Genomic DNA, 15222 nt, shown 5'->3' on the forward strand with positions numbered 1-15222 from the left:
ATAAATTTCTAATTGGTTGCAAACTTGCTTTATGGAATCCGTGTCACAGACCACATCGGATCTGCCTAACTAACGGATGCAACGGCACGTTGCTCGGATCTAGGCAATGGATGCAACGGCACGTTGCCAGGTTGCTAGCCAGATCGGACATAACGTAAGGTATCATCCCGGTTGTAGAGCTTCAATAACAGGCGAACAGCATCGCCAGTTATACCACTTAAATCGGGATTTTCTTTAAGTAGTTTTGTTGCGTTGTTATAGGCAAGCTCCATCAATTGTCGGTGTTCAAAAGGGTCTCCAAAGATATAATCTGGAAATCCGCTTTGACGAGTGCTGGCGACTTCACCGCCACCACGCAGTTTTAAATCTTCTTCGGCAATTTTGAAACCATCATTGGTTTCGCGCATGATTTTTAAGCGCGATTGAGCAATCTCCGTTGGGTTAGGGGCATACAATAAAATACAAGTTGACTCTTGATCATTACGACCGATGCGCCCACGCAGTTGATGTAACTGAGCTAATCCAAACCGTTCCGCATGTTCAATGACCATAACCGTTGCTTTTGGAACATCAACACCCACTTCAATGACGGTTGTGGCAACAAGAATATCTAAATTTCCTTGCTTGAATTCTGCCATCACGGCATCTTTTTCAGGTCCTTTCATGCGTCCGTGCACCATTCCAATTCGACGGTGGGGCAGGGCTTCACACAACTGTTTGTAACGATCTTCTGATGCCGTCAGGTCTAACACCTCGGATTCTTCAATCAACGGGCACACCCAATAAATCTGATTCCCAGTATTGATAGACCGATCAAGAGACGCAATCAATTCTGCTTCCTTTGTCACTGGCATCACCAATGTTTTAATATCCTTACGCCCTGGGGGTTTTTCCCCAATGATCGATACATCTAAATCACCATATCGTGCCAACACAATCGTTCGTGGAATTGGCGTCGCACTCATGAATAAGGTATCAATAAAGTGTCCTTTTTCAGATAAAGCAGCACGCTGAGCCACTCCAAACTTATGTTGCTCATCAATCACGGTCAGTCCTAAATTTTGAAACTGTATGGTTTCTTGAATCAATGCGTGGGTTCCAACGGCAATTTGAATTTTCCCCGATTGCAAATCTTCATTATTTATACGTCGTTCTTTTGTTTTATCGCGACCTGTGAATAAGCGAATCTCAACCCCTAATTGATCACACATAGGCTTGATCGTTGCAAAATGTTGACGCGCCAAAATATCCGTTGGTGCCAATAATGTCGCTTGAAATCCAGACTCTACAGTATGCAACATCGCCAATAACGCCACAATTGTTTTACCACTCCCCACGTCTCCTTGAATTAATCGATGCATTTGATGCGTATCTTTTAAATCGTCCAATGTTTGGTTAAGCGCCATCACCTGAGCATTCGTTAACTTAAACGGAATAAGTTCTAATGCTTTTTGCACCAAGGCTCCCTGGCATAGCTTTGGAATTCCTGCAGCACGATGATAGGCTTGCTTTATTAAAATCATCGATACTTGATGAGCCAAAAATTCATCATAAGCTAGTCGTTGGCGGGCAGGGGTTGTTGGCGCTAAATCCATATCTGAATCAGCAGTATGCAATGATTTTATAGCAATTGTCCAATTTGGCCAATTGTGGTCTTTAACAGTCGCGTCATCCCATTCAGGAATATTTGGTAATGCCCCAATAATACTTGGCATTATTTTTCGAAAGAAATTCTGACTCAACCCTTTTGTCAATCCATAAATTCGATCGTTGCCGTCTAAGGTACTTTTTTGAAGTGGGTCTAAAATGACATCCGGCTGCACCATGTGAATGCGTCCCAGATAAGTATTGATTGCACCTCCAAAGGCAAAACGTCGTCCCACAGGTAATTTGGTCAGCAGGTATGACGGTTTGATATGAAAGAATATAATCTCCATTCCTCCCGTTGCATCCTTTACAACAACGCGGGTTGGAATATGGTTCACCTTGGTCGTTTCATGAACAACAACCTCGCCAACAATTCCAGCCTTTATTGATATGTTTTTGGGGTCAGAATAAAACGTTTTTAAATCCTGAATTGTTTCAAAAAAACGCCTAGATTGAACAGAGTTTGGTAAATGAAATAATAGATCTTTAACCGTAAAAATGTTCAGACGCGACAAAATCCCCTTGTGGTAAGGGGATAATTTTAACCGACGCGCAATCGGTTCAAACAGTATTAAATCGGGTCTGATGGTGATATCCACGGTCTTACTTTCCGCTCCTTAATTGTAATCACTCGATCCATTTTTTTAGCCAAGGCTAAGTTATGCGTTGCAATCAATGCTGTCATATTATGTGTTCGCACCAGATGAATCAATTCCTCAAATACAATCTGTGCCGTATCTTCGTCTAAATTTCCAGTGGGCTCATCCGCCAATAGGATACTGGGAGCATTCGCCAATGCCCTTAAAATTGCTACACGCTGTTGCTCTCCGCCAGATAATTCAGACGGGCGATGCGTATACCGATGATGAACATTCAAACGTTCCAATAAAAATAGGGCGCGTTCTTTTGCTTCTTTATAATCTGTTCCTTGAATTAACTGGGGCATCATGATGTTTTCCAATGCCGTAAACTCAGGCAACAAATGATGAAACTGATATACAAATCCCAAATGATTCAACCGCAACGACGTGCGATCTTTGTCCGATAATTTTGCCGTCATCGAATCCATAATCCGAATGTCACCTGCGGTTGGTTTTTCTAACAAACCAATTTGATGCAACAGGGTTGATTTTCCAGTTCCTGAAGGGGCTACCAACCCAACGATTTCCCCAGGATACAATTCTAATTCAACATCATCCAGCACCAACAGTTGATTTTGCTTTGCACCATAGACTTTCTTTAATCCAGTTATACTTACATAAGGTTGTTTCTTATTCATAACGAAGAGCCTCCACTGGATCTAATTTTGCTGCTCGCCAGGCAGGGTATAATGTCGCAAGAAATGAGATTAACAATGACATACACGTGATCGTTATAACATCACTGGTGACGACTTTTGCAGGTAAATGTACTAACCAATAGACATCAGCATGATACAATCGAACGCCAATTATTTTTTCAATCCACAGACGAATCGTATTTAAATTGAATGATAATAACAATCCTAACCCAACCCCAAGCATCGTTCCAACGATTCCAATCAATGATCCCATAATCATAAAGATTTGAATCAATGCATTGCGTCCCATACCCATGGTGCGCAAGATTGCAATGTCTTTTGTTTTGCGTTGTACTAACATCGTTAAACTTGAAATAATATTAAAGGCTGCAATTAAAATAATCAGGCTTAATATCAAGAAAAAAATCTGTTGTTGAATTTTTAATGATGCAACAAACCCTGTATTAATTTTCTGCCAATCATATACATTATAACGATCTTCGGATGCGTGCCTTAGATCCGTTGCAAAGCTTTCTGCATTATCAGGATTATCTACACGAACCTCAATCCCTGTGACTGCACCTTCAAAGTTATAAAATGATTGAGCAATCGGTAATGGCATAAATACAAAGTTAGCATCCAATTCGCGGTACCCAACATCGAATATAAATGCAACGGAATACGTCCCAGTTCGTGGCATTGGCCCAAACGGACCTTGAACCCCCATCGGGTTTACAAAGGTAATTTGATCCCCAATATCCAATCCGAATTTTTCAGCCATAATCTTTCCGATACCAACACCCGTTGCCTTTTCATCTAATGGAATTTCCCCCATGATGACTTTTTGCCCAACTAAAGATTGTGTTTTCAAATCATTAAAATTCATACCGTGAACAATGGCACCTTGAAAATGATCCTTAATCGTAATCAGTGTGTGTTGTTCTAATACCGGAACAGCAGATGTCACAAACGGATATTTAGAAAGCTCTTGTTGTAGGGGAAGATAGTTTTTCAATTCCACGGTGCCAGAGACTGGAACTATGTTTAAATGCCCTCTGAATCCCAGGACTCTATCCATTAAATCATCACGTAACCCCGTCATAACAGCCATCACGACAATCAATGTGGCAACGCCCAAAGCAATCCCCACCATTGAAAATCCACTCATCATCGACACAAATCCGTCGCTTTTACGGCTTTTAAAATATCGGCGTGCTATGACCCACGAAATACGGCTCATGACTTATCCTTATTAAACTTCTCGATGATATGGTCAAGGGTCATTTCTTGAACTTGACCCGTTTTTCGATGCTTCAACTCAACCAATCCTGTTTCAGTAGATCGTTTTCCAACGATCACATGATACGGAATACCGATCAAATCAGCTGTCGCAAACTTAACACCAGGACGTTCATTGCGATCATCATACAAGACGTCTATGCCCATACTGATTAAGGCTTTATGCAACTGACAGCCCATGGACATCGTTGCATCATCTGAATTTACTAGGTCGATAATCATCACTTTAAACGGTGCCACAGCTTCTGGCCAAACAATTCCTTTATCATCATGAGATGCCTCAATAATCGCGCCTACTAAACGGCTAACACCAATACCGTAAGATCCCATTTCTGGATGGAATGGTTTACCGTCAGACCCTGTAACTTTTAACCCCATGACCTCTGAATATTTTGTTCCAAAATAGAAAATATGCCCGACTTCAATTCCCTTCTTAACCAACAATTGGTCTTCAGGAATGGGGCAGGTGGCAGGATCATGCTTTTCAGATTCTACCGCATATAAACTGCTTAATTCGTCAAAATCGATATTTGCACTGTTGGCTAATTCTTCATATCGCTTATCATAGTATACTGTGCTTTCGCCTGTTTCAGCCAAAATTTGGAACTCGTGGCTCATGTTTCCACCAATGGCTCCAGAATCCGCTTGTACCGGAATCGCTGTTAAACCAAGCCTGCGGAATGTACGCAAATAGGATTGAAAGATACTTTGGTAGGTTTTCTTTGCTGACTCAAAATCAACGTCAAAAGAATATCCATCTTTCATTAAAAATTCACGACCTCTCATAACACCAAAACGGGGTCTAATCTCATCGCGGAATTTCCACTGAATCTGATACAAATTTAACGGTAAATCTTTGTAGCTTTTCAGATGCGTTCGAACAATATCCGTTACTTGTTCTTCATTGGTTGGTCCATATAAAAAATCACGATCATGGCGATCTTTTATGCGTAACATTTCTTTACCATACGCATCATACCGTCCGCTTTCAATCCAAAGATCCGCCGGTTGAATGGTCGACATTTTGATGTAATGATTGCCAATACGATCCTGTTCTTCACGAACAATACGTTCAATGTTTTCAAGAACACGTAAGCCTAAGGGTAACCAGCTATAAATCCCAGCACTTGTCTTATGGATCAATCCAGCTCTGTGCATTAAACGATGGGATATAATTTGAGCGTCTGCTGGTGTTTCTTTCATCAAAGGTAAAAAATAACGAGATAAACGCATAACGAACTTTCTATTTAATTTAAAATACATTATATTCGCTTCAGGACGCATTTGAAATGAAAAATCAACAACTATGTTTAAAAATTTCTTTTTATTAAGAAGAATCATTTCTTTTGTTATTACCAAGTAATGAGTAATTGCTAAAAAATGAAGCTCTATATTAATCTTAAAATTTATGATGTGTGGCGCAGAGTTTTTTTAATAATAATGGAGTTTCAAGTAGATGACGATTACCCCCGGTGTTGATATAGATATTATTGCAGAGGGCATTATCCAAAAAGTCCAAATGAACGAGGGGTTATTAATTCCTTCCTCTGACATAATCGACTTAATTCATCAATTAAAAGAATTTGATCTAGGACGGGCAATGTTAACTACGGGTGTCATAACATCGTCATGGGTTGATTATGTTTGTCATAACGAAACATCTCCAACAGACCATCCTCTTGAAACATGGTTTTTATCTAAGTCTCCTAAAATTAAGGCCGCCAGAGAACGCTATTATATCACACGGGACGCACTGCAATCTCATTTAAGATCCAACATGGTTTTCTGTGTCATGCCGTGTGGTGTTATTTCAAAAGTTGCAGAATTAGACTATTCCAACATAAGCAATATTAAAATTATTGGGTATGACAACGACATTCAAGGATTGGTGCGTGCAGAAATGCAAATGCAACCGCTTGTTGATCAACGAAAAGTTAACCTTTTGCTGTTAAAAAAGAATATATGGCTGTTAACTGACTGCAATCAACATGATTTAATTATTAGTAATCGATTGTCAGTCTTGGAAGCAGATCCGCAAAAAGTGTTGGAGCTGTTTGAAAAATACTATGCTGCATTAAAACAAAACGGAATTTTTATCAGCAGCTTTTTCACTCCATCTCCTTTGCATAACCTACATGCATCGCCTTGGAAAAATGTCGATGTAAATGATGTGTTAACAGAGCACAGTATTTTTGTGGATATTATGGATTTCCAACCAGCCTCTCGCCCAGAAAGCAAAATGATAACATTATTACACAAGGCTGGTTTTGAAATTGTTGACATATTTTACGACACACACCACATATATCCGACCATCGTTGCTCGCAAAGCATAAGCGGTTTTTCATTCTAATATCGTTTTCATACTTGATTGTATGCCCCTCTATAAGTGCAGATGCCATCCCTCCAGAAGAAAGTACTGGGTATCTGCCGCGCGCATGGACTCCTCCAGGGGAATTAACCCCAGAAGAACAAGCTCAACAGATTTTAGACGCGATCAATGATGCTATTAGTTCAAGTGCAGGTACATCTTCAAATAGTTCAAACTCTGTAATTACATCTATTGTACCCCCTTTGATTGTTCCCAAACCTATACTATCATTGCCCGTTGCAACGACAGAGCAACAAGTTCTTTCGCCAACACTAGTTACAGTTAAGGCTTTAGAACAAGCTGGTCCCGCACCAACGACTTTGGCTTATCAAGCTAAATATAAAGAACTACAATCCTTATGGAAAGCAACTGTGAATGGAAAGTCCCTGACGGCCGGGTATGAGGTGTTTTTTCAACAAGATGATCTTCCAACAGGCAGTACAGCCATACAAAAATCAAGTGATGATCCCTACGGAACGCATACCCCAGCGCCGGATGAGGTTCACGAAAGCGTCGAAGCTCTCAGTTCTGGAAATCTTACATCCAACGCAATACAAGCGTTAATGTTAAGGTATTTGGCTGATAACCCTAAGATCGATATTCCAGTAAATTGCATTAGTGCCGCATCAGTTATGATTACAGATGCTTCTGAAAATGCCGTAAAAATTAATGACGCTCTCTTAAAGTCAGCAATGCTTGATCCAGCTCTCGATGCATTTACAAAAAAGAACCGCTCTATGTATGCCAGCATTATCAGATTAGACGGCGCTGGGAAAGGGCAATATGTCATTGTGACCCTTGATAAACACGGAAATGTTTCGTTAATAGATCCAGCACTTGCCCAAAAAAGTTACGACAAAAAACTTTTGGCTCAGATTGTAAGTACTCTCAACAAACAAAGGAAAGCTACAGATTTAAAGTACGTTGCTGCAGAAACAGACAGTGTCGTATACACAGGTCTTAACGGAAAAGATTCAGATAATACGCGTAGCGGTCTGTATGCATTTGCTTATTGGGCAGCCTTTATGTCTGTTGATAAATTAGACGCATACCAAAGCGTCAATGGTGCCGCAACAGAAGAAACCAGCCCATTAGATTCCTATGATTCTATTAATTTAAGCGCCGTCTATTCTAAAAAAGTAAAGCAAACGCCAAGTATTAAAAACTCTACCGCTTTTGAATTAGATCTTAGAGAATGGCTTCGAACTCAGGTTAGTTTTGATTAAAAATACTCAACCCATAACTATCATTATTTAATAATCGTCGAAAGGGTGGAAAGATTTTATCGGGCAAATCATCAAGATTAAACCATTGCCATTCAGTAGTTTTATGGTGTTCTTTATGAAGAATTTCTTGCCCTTCAGGGTACGTTGCTCTCATAAAAATAACGATGTAATGCTTTGATTCTTTTTCGAATATATTGTTGGTTACGGCTACAAACGTTGGATCGGAAATTGTTAACCCGGTTTCTTCAAAGGTTTCTCGAATGGCGCACGCTTCAAAGGTTTTACCAAATTCTAAATGCCCGCCTGGGGGACTCCATCCACCAGCACCGATGCTATTTAAGCGTTGCCCCCCATCAATATTTGATTTTTAGAGTTAAAAATTAATACCCCAACACCGACGCCAACTGCACTAGCTTTACTCATGGTTCAACTCCTATGCCTTTAAAGAAGTGCCATATTTTTTATGATTTATCAAATTATTTAAAGACAAACACATCCAGCTCAACTTTTGAGAGCAACGATGCTCAGTGGCTATATATCTAAATCAACCTCAGACAATGCATTTTCTTGAATAAACATCATGCGTTCTTCGGGTTTTTTCCCCATTAAACGTTCTACGAAATCGTTCACGGTTTCATCACCTTCGATGCTGACTTTAATCAATGAACGCTTTTTGTAATCCATGGTTGTCTCTTTAAGTTGGGATGGGTTCATTTCTCCCAACCCCTTAAATCGACTAATATCAATATTTGAAAACTTCTTGAATGTCGTCTTCATTAGTTCATCTTTGTGGGCATCATCCTTTGCATAGGCAATGGTGCCACCCGCAGACAGACGATACAATGGCGGTTGAGCCAAATACAAGTGACCTCTTTTTATGATTGCATGCATTTGCTGGAAAAAGAATGTCATCAACAATGACGCAATGTGCGCTCCATCAACGTCGGCGTCCGTCATAATGATAACCCGCTCATACCGTAATTTAGCTGGATCACACGTCTTACCATAACCACAACCCAGTGCTTGAATCAGATTTTGAATTTCTTGGTTCGCCATCATTTTATCCATTGTTGCTGTTGCAACGTTCAGGATTTTCCCGCGCAAGGGTAATATGGCTTGGGTTTCTCTGAACCGTGCTTGCTTTGCCGACCCACCAGCAGAGTCTCCTTCAACGATAAAAATCTCAGTCCCTTCAGGCGTACTTTTTGAACAATCTGTTAACTTGCCGGGCAGGCGCAATCGCTTTGTAACCGATGAACGTTGAATGTCTTTTGCTTGTTTCTTTGCCAAACGTTCCTCAGCTTTTTCAACAAAGTACTGAATCAATGACTGGGTAAATTCTTTATGTTGAATAAAATAATGATCAAAAAAATCACGAATCGATGAATCTAATGCTTTTTGAACAGACGTCGTTACCAATTTTTCTTTGGTTTGACCTTGGAATTGAGGGTTCTTGATGAACACCGAAATAAAGCCCAAGCATTCTGCAAACACATCATCAGCGATAACTTTTTCAACGCGCTTATCTCCGCTCAGTTCTCCAAAGTTGCGAATGCTTTTAAACAATCCGCTGCGGAAACCACTTTCATGGGTGCCCCCCAGTGGAGTATGAATCGTGTTACAGTACGATCTAAAATATGTTTCATCATCTGGAATCCATGCCAAAGCCCACTCAATTTTGACTTCATCGTTTTGAGTGTTTCCAGCAAGCTTTCCAATGCTTTCTTTAGTCTCAATCAAAGAATCTAAATAGTCTTCGATACCTTTTGGATAATGAAATACAGCTTTGTTTGGAATCGAATCTGGACGTTCCACGCCTTCATCGCACTCCCAATAAATCGTAACACCACGAAACAAATACGCTTTTGATTTTAAAATATCATGAATACGTTTTGCAGACAGCTCATTAGAATCCACAAAGATCTCGGGATCAGGGTGAAATTCAATCACTGTACCTCGTTTTCGTTTAGGCGCCTCATCCTTTAAAACGGGGGAGGTCGCATGCCCTTTTGAAAAAGTTTGAGTATATTGAGTTCCATCACGAAACACTTTAACCAATAAATGATCGCTTAGGGCGTTCACTACCGATAATCCCACACCGTGCAAACCACCCGACGTTTCATAAGCGCCTTCTTTAAACTTACCGCCGGAATGCAGCGTTGTCACGATGACTTCTAGGGCAGATTTGTCTGGGTACTTAGGGTGGGGGTCAACAGGAATTCCTCGACCGTTATCCGATACCTGCAGTGTGTTATTGTCCATTAAACGAATATGAATTTCACTGGCATGACCCGCAACAGCTTCATCCATAGAGTTATCAATGATCTCTACCGCTAAATGATGCAATGCATTGGTATCCGTACCACCGATATACATACCGGGTCGTCTACGTACGGGCTCTAATCCTTCCAATACCTCAATATCTTTGGCGGTATAGGTTTGATTCTTTGATGAAGATGAAAATAAATCGCTCATGGGTTTCTATTGGGTTTCTTTGAAAAAATACAATCGTCATTATGATGGAATTACACAATTAAATCAAGCGAGTTGACAAGTAATCGATATATGTATATTAATACCCCCTAATATTGACAAAAGTAAAAAATGAAACTTAGAATTCCTACTGATTTCTACACATACCGACGATTAAATATTAATGATAAAGAATTATCTCCGCTTACTGTACGCCGAAGACTAAATAATCTGAAGCAGTGGGCAGAGTCATGCCTAGGATTCTATCCAGAAGAGAATTACGCCTATAAGTATTGGAATTGTAAATTACCAATTACTGATAGCATTGTGTATCCTAATCCTTCAAAGGAAATTATTCAAGAATGCGTACAAGCTTTACTAAATGCTGTCGCTAATCTAATAAAGACAAAAAAGAAGCTCAATCCTTCCTCTCAATCTAAAATACTTTGCATGATATCTGTGCACGACTTATTTCAAAGTGAAATAACTATTTTTTTTGATAAAGATTACTATACTCAGTTTTTTAATCGTACAAGTGTTGAATTTAGTTGGACGCCAATCAACGATAAAGAACGCAGCTTACTCAAAGAACTCAATGTCTTTATTTCAGATGATGTCGATTTGCTTCAGCAAGGATATGTTGAACGCATAGTAGATGAAGAATTGAAATATCAAGGTGAGTTATGGGCAATTGGAGAATTAGGTGCTTGGCTATAGAATATTAGCTCGCACACTTCTTGATGAAGCGAGTTGACAAGTAATCGATATATGTATATTAATACCCCCTAATATTGACAAAAAACAGGACAAACATATGAGCTATTCTAGACAACTAGTATTTTCAATTATCACGGCAATTAAGATGTTAGCAATATCATCAACATTTGCTTCTACGCAAATCCCAAGCTTAGATACAGAAATTAAAAATCTTACTAATACCGTATTAAAAGCTAACGTAAGTGATGAACCTCTAAAAGCATGCATAGAATCAACGGGACGGTTAATAGAGTTTGTTGAAATTCTTACTCAAAGAGATGCTATTCGCGACGATCAACGACGTTTTTTAGAGTTAATAAAAGATGAAATTCTTGATTTGCAATCATTATTAATTAGCGCAATATCTCGTACGCATCCTGAGGTGCTTGATGATGAAAGGGTGAAAATGAGATATGACTCATATCAAGTTGTTATAAATGAAGACATCAAACACGAAGCCTTTAAACATAAATTAAAAGCAATGATCGATTATATACAAAAACAACTAACGAAGCCTGAGTCACAAAGATCTAAACGAAAATCTCTCGAATGGGAACATTTGATACTTGACTTAACAACCTATGGAAATTCAAAAGATAGAACTGACACAGAAAAGGCCGAATATGATTTATACATGAGTGTAATAGGCCCACATAACCGTTCTATTACGTATAGACCACAAGAATTAAATTAGTAAAATTTAATCTTTCTTGCTCCAATAACCACCTTATGGCTTATGAAGTCGTTGATACCACTGCCTCATAAGCCATAAACATCTTCCCTCTAACTTCATTTGAACGTGAGCGAGCGCAAACCATGTAATCGCATTTTAATCCTTCTTTTACGCAATCTATGTTATAAATCCACTTGAACCTTTTAGATACAGTTATGACGAAAAAAACAACAGAGTTTGATGTGTGGGCTGCGTTTATTCAACACCTGGATAAACCAGATGCAGCAAAACATACTCACCCCTTATCCGATGCTCCAGTAGATACACAGGATTGGCAGGCTTTAACACGCCATATGGATTGGGTGAATCAACATCGCAATGCCTATGCCAAAAAATCACTTCCAACGTCCATAAAGCAAAAATCTCAGCTGTTGTCTACTTATGAACCCCAATTATTTATGACGCCCAGCAGTGAAATTTCTATTCTTGATTTGGATCGTATCGATAAAAAGCAATTGCCTAAACTGACATCCCACCACATGTCAGTTGTTGATTTACACGGATATACTCTTCCTCTTGGGTATGAACGATTAAAAGCCGCATTCAGCCACGCCATTCAACGAAAAGCACGGCTGCTAAAAGTAATCACAGGAAAGGGGCGTCCTAATCCTGAACCAGAAAGCCCAACCTTAAGAGCCATATTCCCCAAATGGATGCAAGAACCATTCTTTAACACCAAAATAATTAAAATTAGAAAGGCACCTTCAGAACACGGTGGGGAAGGCGCCTATTTAATATATTTAAAACACAGCCTGAGGCTGCACCCTATAAGCTAGATCCGAGCAACCTGTGGTTGCATCCATTGGGTAGATCCGATGTGATCCGACACGGATTACAAAAAACAACCTGAAGACTGTTTAAATATCAATGCTATGAAACGGACAAATCTAATGGATCCAACGGCACGTTGGCAGCGTCACGCTGCATAAGTAAGTTCTTTTCTTTCAGTATTCAGACATGATAGACTAAAAAGAAAAAAGGTTACCGTGTCTGTATCTGAACCCACCTCAAACCTATCTCATCACGTTGAATCCTTTAATCACATAGGAACAACAGAAGATCCTCATGAATATCAATTAATTGAAAACTGGCGCGAAAAAACTGACGAGCGAGCGTTAAAACGGTTATTAGACAATCATGAAAAACTAATTAAAATGATCGCGAATGGGTATCGTGGATACGGGTTACCCTTAGAAGAACTCATCGCAGAAGGTCATGTTGGGTTAATGCATGCCGTAAAAAATTTCGATATTGAACGCGGATTTAAATTTTCAACCTATGCCGTATGGTGGGTTAAATCAGCCCTGCAAGACTATATCTTTAAAGCTTCATCGTTGCTAAGCCACAGTGGCAGTAAAAAACACAGACGCATGTTCTTTAAACTACGAAGCTTGATACACAAATATGGGTATATAGGGCAATTAACCAATGAACAAGCCGATCATTTAGCCACAGAATTAGAGGTTACACGTGACGATATTTTGCACATGCATACGCATTTAACAACAAAAGATTTATCTACAAATGAAAAAATCGGTGGAGGAGGGGGCGATGATGACACATCTGAATGGCAAGATTGGATTGTGGATACAAAACCTAACCAAGAAACATATACAGCTGAGCGCCAAGAATACATCAAGCGTGCAACCGTTCTTAAAGACGTGCTCAATTCATTAAAAGAGCGAGATCGCTTAGTTTTTTATGATCGCAGAATCAAAGAACCACCACGCACGCTTGACGAATTGGGTAAAGAATTTGGGGTGTCAAAAGAACGAATTCGACAGATTGAAGAAAAAGCATTTGAGACAATTCAATTAGAAGTTAAGCGATTATCAGCCCATCAGGGGTTGCTTCACTAAGAATTTGGTGCGGCCGAGAAGACTTGAACTTCCATGGGGTTTAATCCACAGCGACCTCAACGCTGCGCGTCTACCAGTTTCGCCACGACCGCAATATACACACAGTGTACTAGATTCATTCACTAGATTCAATCAATTTAAGCAGCATGATGCTGGCAGCGTGACGCTGCACCCCATAGGTTAGATCCGATGTGTTCTGACACGGATTATACGTAACCAACACATTGTGCCTCTAGGATCTCGCCCAGCATATCACAACGTGCCGTTGCATCCGATAAGTCAGATCCGATGTGCACAAACACGGATTGTGAAATACAACCTGAAGACCTGTTTAAAAATATCAAGGCTATGAAACGGACAAATCTAATAGATGCAACGGCACGCGCTGGCAGCATGATGCTGCACCCCATAGGTTAGATCCGATGTGTTCTGACACGGATTGTGAAACACAACGTTGCAACAGTTCAGAAATTTATTCGAGTACCCATTAGGTTAGACTCGATGTGGCCTGACACGGGGTATTAAAAAAAGTACATCCGTTAATAAATGTTAACACTTTTTTAATTTTTCTGATTTTCGCACACCCCCCGCCCCAGGCACCCTCAGTGACCTTCGGGTGGGGGGACAAAACCCACTCCCTAAATCGAGACTAAATAGACGAAGCAATCCGTCATTTCTTCACGAAACGGTGGGCAAAAAGCAGCATGATGCTGCACACCATAAGTTATATCCGATTCGCGCAGACACGGAATACAATTTTTACAAACTGTATTATCTAATGGATCCAACGGCACGTTGGCAGCGTCACGCTGCACCCTATAGATAGATCCGATTCGCACAAACACGGATTACAAAAACAACGCTATAAGCCGAAATCGTCACGTTGGATCCATTAGAAGAAAGTCTGGGGAGCAAAGGCCACTGGATAATTGTTTTATGTGGTTAAATTATAAATACGATTTGAAAAAATTATAATCCGTGTCAGACCACATCGGATCTAGCCTAATGAATGCAAACTCAGTTTGCTCTTGACTTTTCGAATTCTATATGTATACTAATAGCTAGAATTGCGAAGAGGCTACCCAAAAACCTGGGTAGCCTTTTTTCGTTCTACGTCTTTGAAACACTCAAGGACAAAACGCAGAATCGAATCCCCAGTACAGGTGCTCAACTACCCGATCAGTAGTCACAGCCCTGTAAACAACCCCTAGAGCCGACGGGCTCGTAAAACACCGACTTTGTGCCTATCAATAAAGTCCGCCTTTCCCCATTCGTGTAAGAAATGGGGTTCTTTTTGCACGTGCGGGTTACTGGGGATTCACTCGGTTTTGCAACCTGAGGTTGCATCCAATAAGATAGATCCGATTCGCACAGACACGGATTTCACGCGGCAAACACACATTGCTATAACAACACTTTGAAAGTTGCACAAACACAGCACTTTCAAACAAAGGAACTAAAACACACTCTCCAACAAAATATCTCAAAATCATTTTTCACCCTTACCCCTCCTGCGCCGAAGGTGGGTCAAAAATCCTCTTCATTCTCAACGGAAAGCATCAGTATCAAATTACTTCTAAT

At 40.1% G+C, this 15222-nt stretch carries 12 protein-coding genes and 1 tRNA gene; 6 read left to right on the forward strand and 7 right to left on the reverse strand.

The annotated features are described in order from the left end of the window. Positions 1-134: 134 nt before the first annotated feature. Genes recG through proS form a run of 4 tightly spaced genes read right to left on the reverse strand, consistent with a single transcriptional unit; the run spans position 135 to position 5458 of the window. Entirely contained in the window at positions 135-2246 is a 2112-nt protein-coding gene (gene recG, locus CPBP_RS00900) for an ATP-dependent DNA helicase RecG (RefSeq protein ID WP_350332181.1), read from the reverse strand. Then, complete coding sequence (locus CPBP_RS00905; RefSeq protein ID WP_350332182.1) at positions 2219-2926, reverse strand: ABC transporter ATP-binding protein; 708 nt, start codon at positions 2924-2926, stop codon at positions 2219-2221. Before CPBP_RS00905 ends, recG begins: the two co-directional genes overlap by 28 nt. Next, positions 2919-4166, reverse strand: coding sequence for a lipoprotein-releasing ABC transporter permease subunit (locus CPBP_RS00910; RefSeq protein WP_350332183.1), 1248 nt, complete (start codon positions 4164-4166; stop codon positions 2919-2921). The genes CPBP_RS00905 and CPBP_RS00910 overlap by 8 nt, the downstream gene beginning before the upstream one ends. Next, complete coding sequence (gene proS / locus CPBP_RS00915; RefSeq protein ID WP_350332184.1) at positions 4163-5458, reverse strand: proline--tRNA ligase; 1296 nt, start codon at positions 5456-5458, stop codon at positions 4163-4165. The genes CPBP_RS00910 and proS overlap by 4 nt, the downstream gene beginning before the upstream one ends. 223 nt (positions 5459-5681) lie before the next feature. On the opposite strand from proS, the gene CPBP_RS00920 reads away from it, so the two are divergent. Next, the gene (locus CPBP_RS00920) at positions 5682-6560 is read left to right on the forward strand and encodes a hypothetical protein (RefSeq protein ID WP_350332185.1); all 879 of its coding nucleotides are present in this window, start codon (positions 5682-5684) and stop codon (positions 6558-6560) included. Then, positions 6499-7821 (forward strand): hypothetical protein, encoded by a 1323-nt coding sequence (locus CPBP_RS00925; protein ID WP_350332186.1) that lies wholly within the window; start codon positions 6499-6501, stop codon positions 7819-7821. Before CPBP_RS00920 ends, CPBP_RS00925 begins: the two co-directional genes overlap by 62 nt. Here the strand turns inward: CPBP_RS00925 and CPBP_RS00930 are convergent. Next, positions 7808-8179 (reverse strand): nucleotide triphosphate diphosphatase NUDT15, encoded by a 372-nt coding sequence (locus CPBP_RS00930; protein ID WP_350332623.1) that lies wholly within the window; start codon positions 8177-8179, stop codon positions 7808-7810. The genes CPBP_RS00925 and CPBP_RS00930 overlap by 14 nt on opposite strands. Positions 8180-8352: 173 nt before the next feature. Further along, a complete protein-coding gene (gene parE / locus CPBP_RS00935; RefSeq protein WP_350332187.1) occupies positions 8353-10296 on the reverse strand; it encodes a DNA topoisomerase IV subunit B in 1944 nt (647 codons plus the stop codon). A gap of 129 nt (positions 10297-10425) precedes the next feature. On the opposite strand from parE, the gene CPBP_RS00940 reads away from it, so the two are divergent. The 4 genes from CPBP_RS00940 (at position 10426) to CPBP_RS00955 (ending at position 13641) form a co-directional block, all read left to right on the forward strand. Further along, positions 10426-11010 (forward strand): DUF3916 domain-containing protein, encoded by a 585-nt coding sequence (locus CPBP_RS00940; RefSeq protein WP_350332188.1) that lies wholly within the window; start codon positions 10426-10428, stop codon positions 11008-11010. Between the two features lie 97 nt (positions 11011-11107). Beyond that, positions 11108-11743 carry a hypothetical protein gene (locus CPBP_RS00945; RefSeq protein WP_350332189.1) on the forward strand — a complete coding sequence of 212 codons (636 nt, stop codon included), beginning with the start codon at positions 11108-11110 and terminating at the stop codon, positions 11741-11743. A 194-nt stretch (positions 11744-11937) separates the two neighbouring features. Beyond that, on the forward strand, positions 11938-12558 hold the full coding sequence (locus tag CPBP_RS00950; RefSeq protein WP_350332190.1) for a Smr/MutS family protein: 621 nt from the start codon (positions 11938-11940) through the stop codon (positions 12556-12558). 210 nt (positions 12559-12768) lie between these two features. Further along, entirely contained in the window at positions 12769-13641 is an 873-nt protein-coding gene (locus tag CPBP_RS00955) for an RNA polymerase factor sigma-32 (protein WP_350332191.1), read from the forward strand. Between the two features lie 5 nt (positions 13642-13646). Here CPBP_RS00955 and CPBP_RS00960 read toward each other — a convergent pair. After that, positions 13647-13733: transfer RNA gene (locus CPBP_RS00960), tRNA-Leu, on the reverse strand. Between the last annotated feature and the right edge of the window lie 1489 nt (positions 13734-15222).

The organism is Candidatus Bodocaedibacter vickermanii (genome assembly GCF_014896945.1).
GTDB classification, from domain to species: domain Bacteria; phylum Pseudomonadota; class Alphaproteobacteria; order UBA6184; family UBA6184; genus Bodonicaedibacter; species Bodonicaedibacter vickermanii.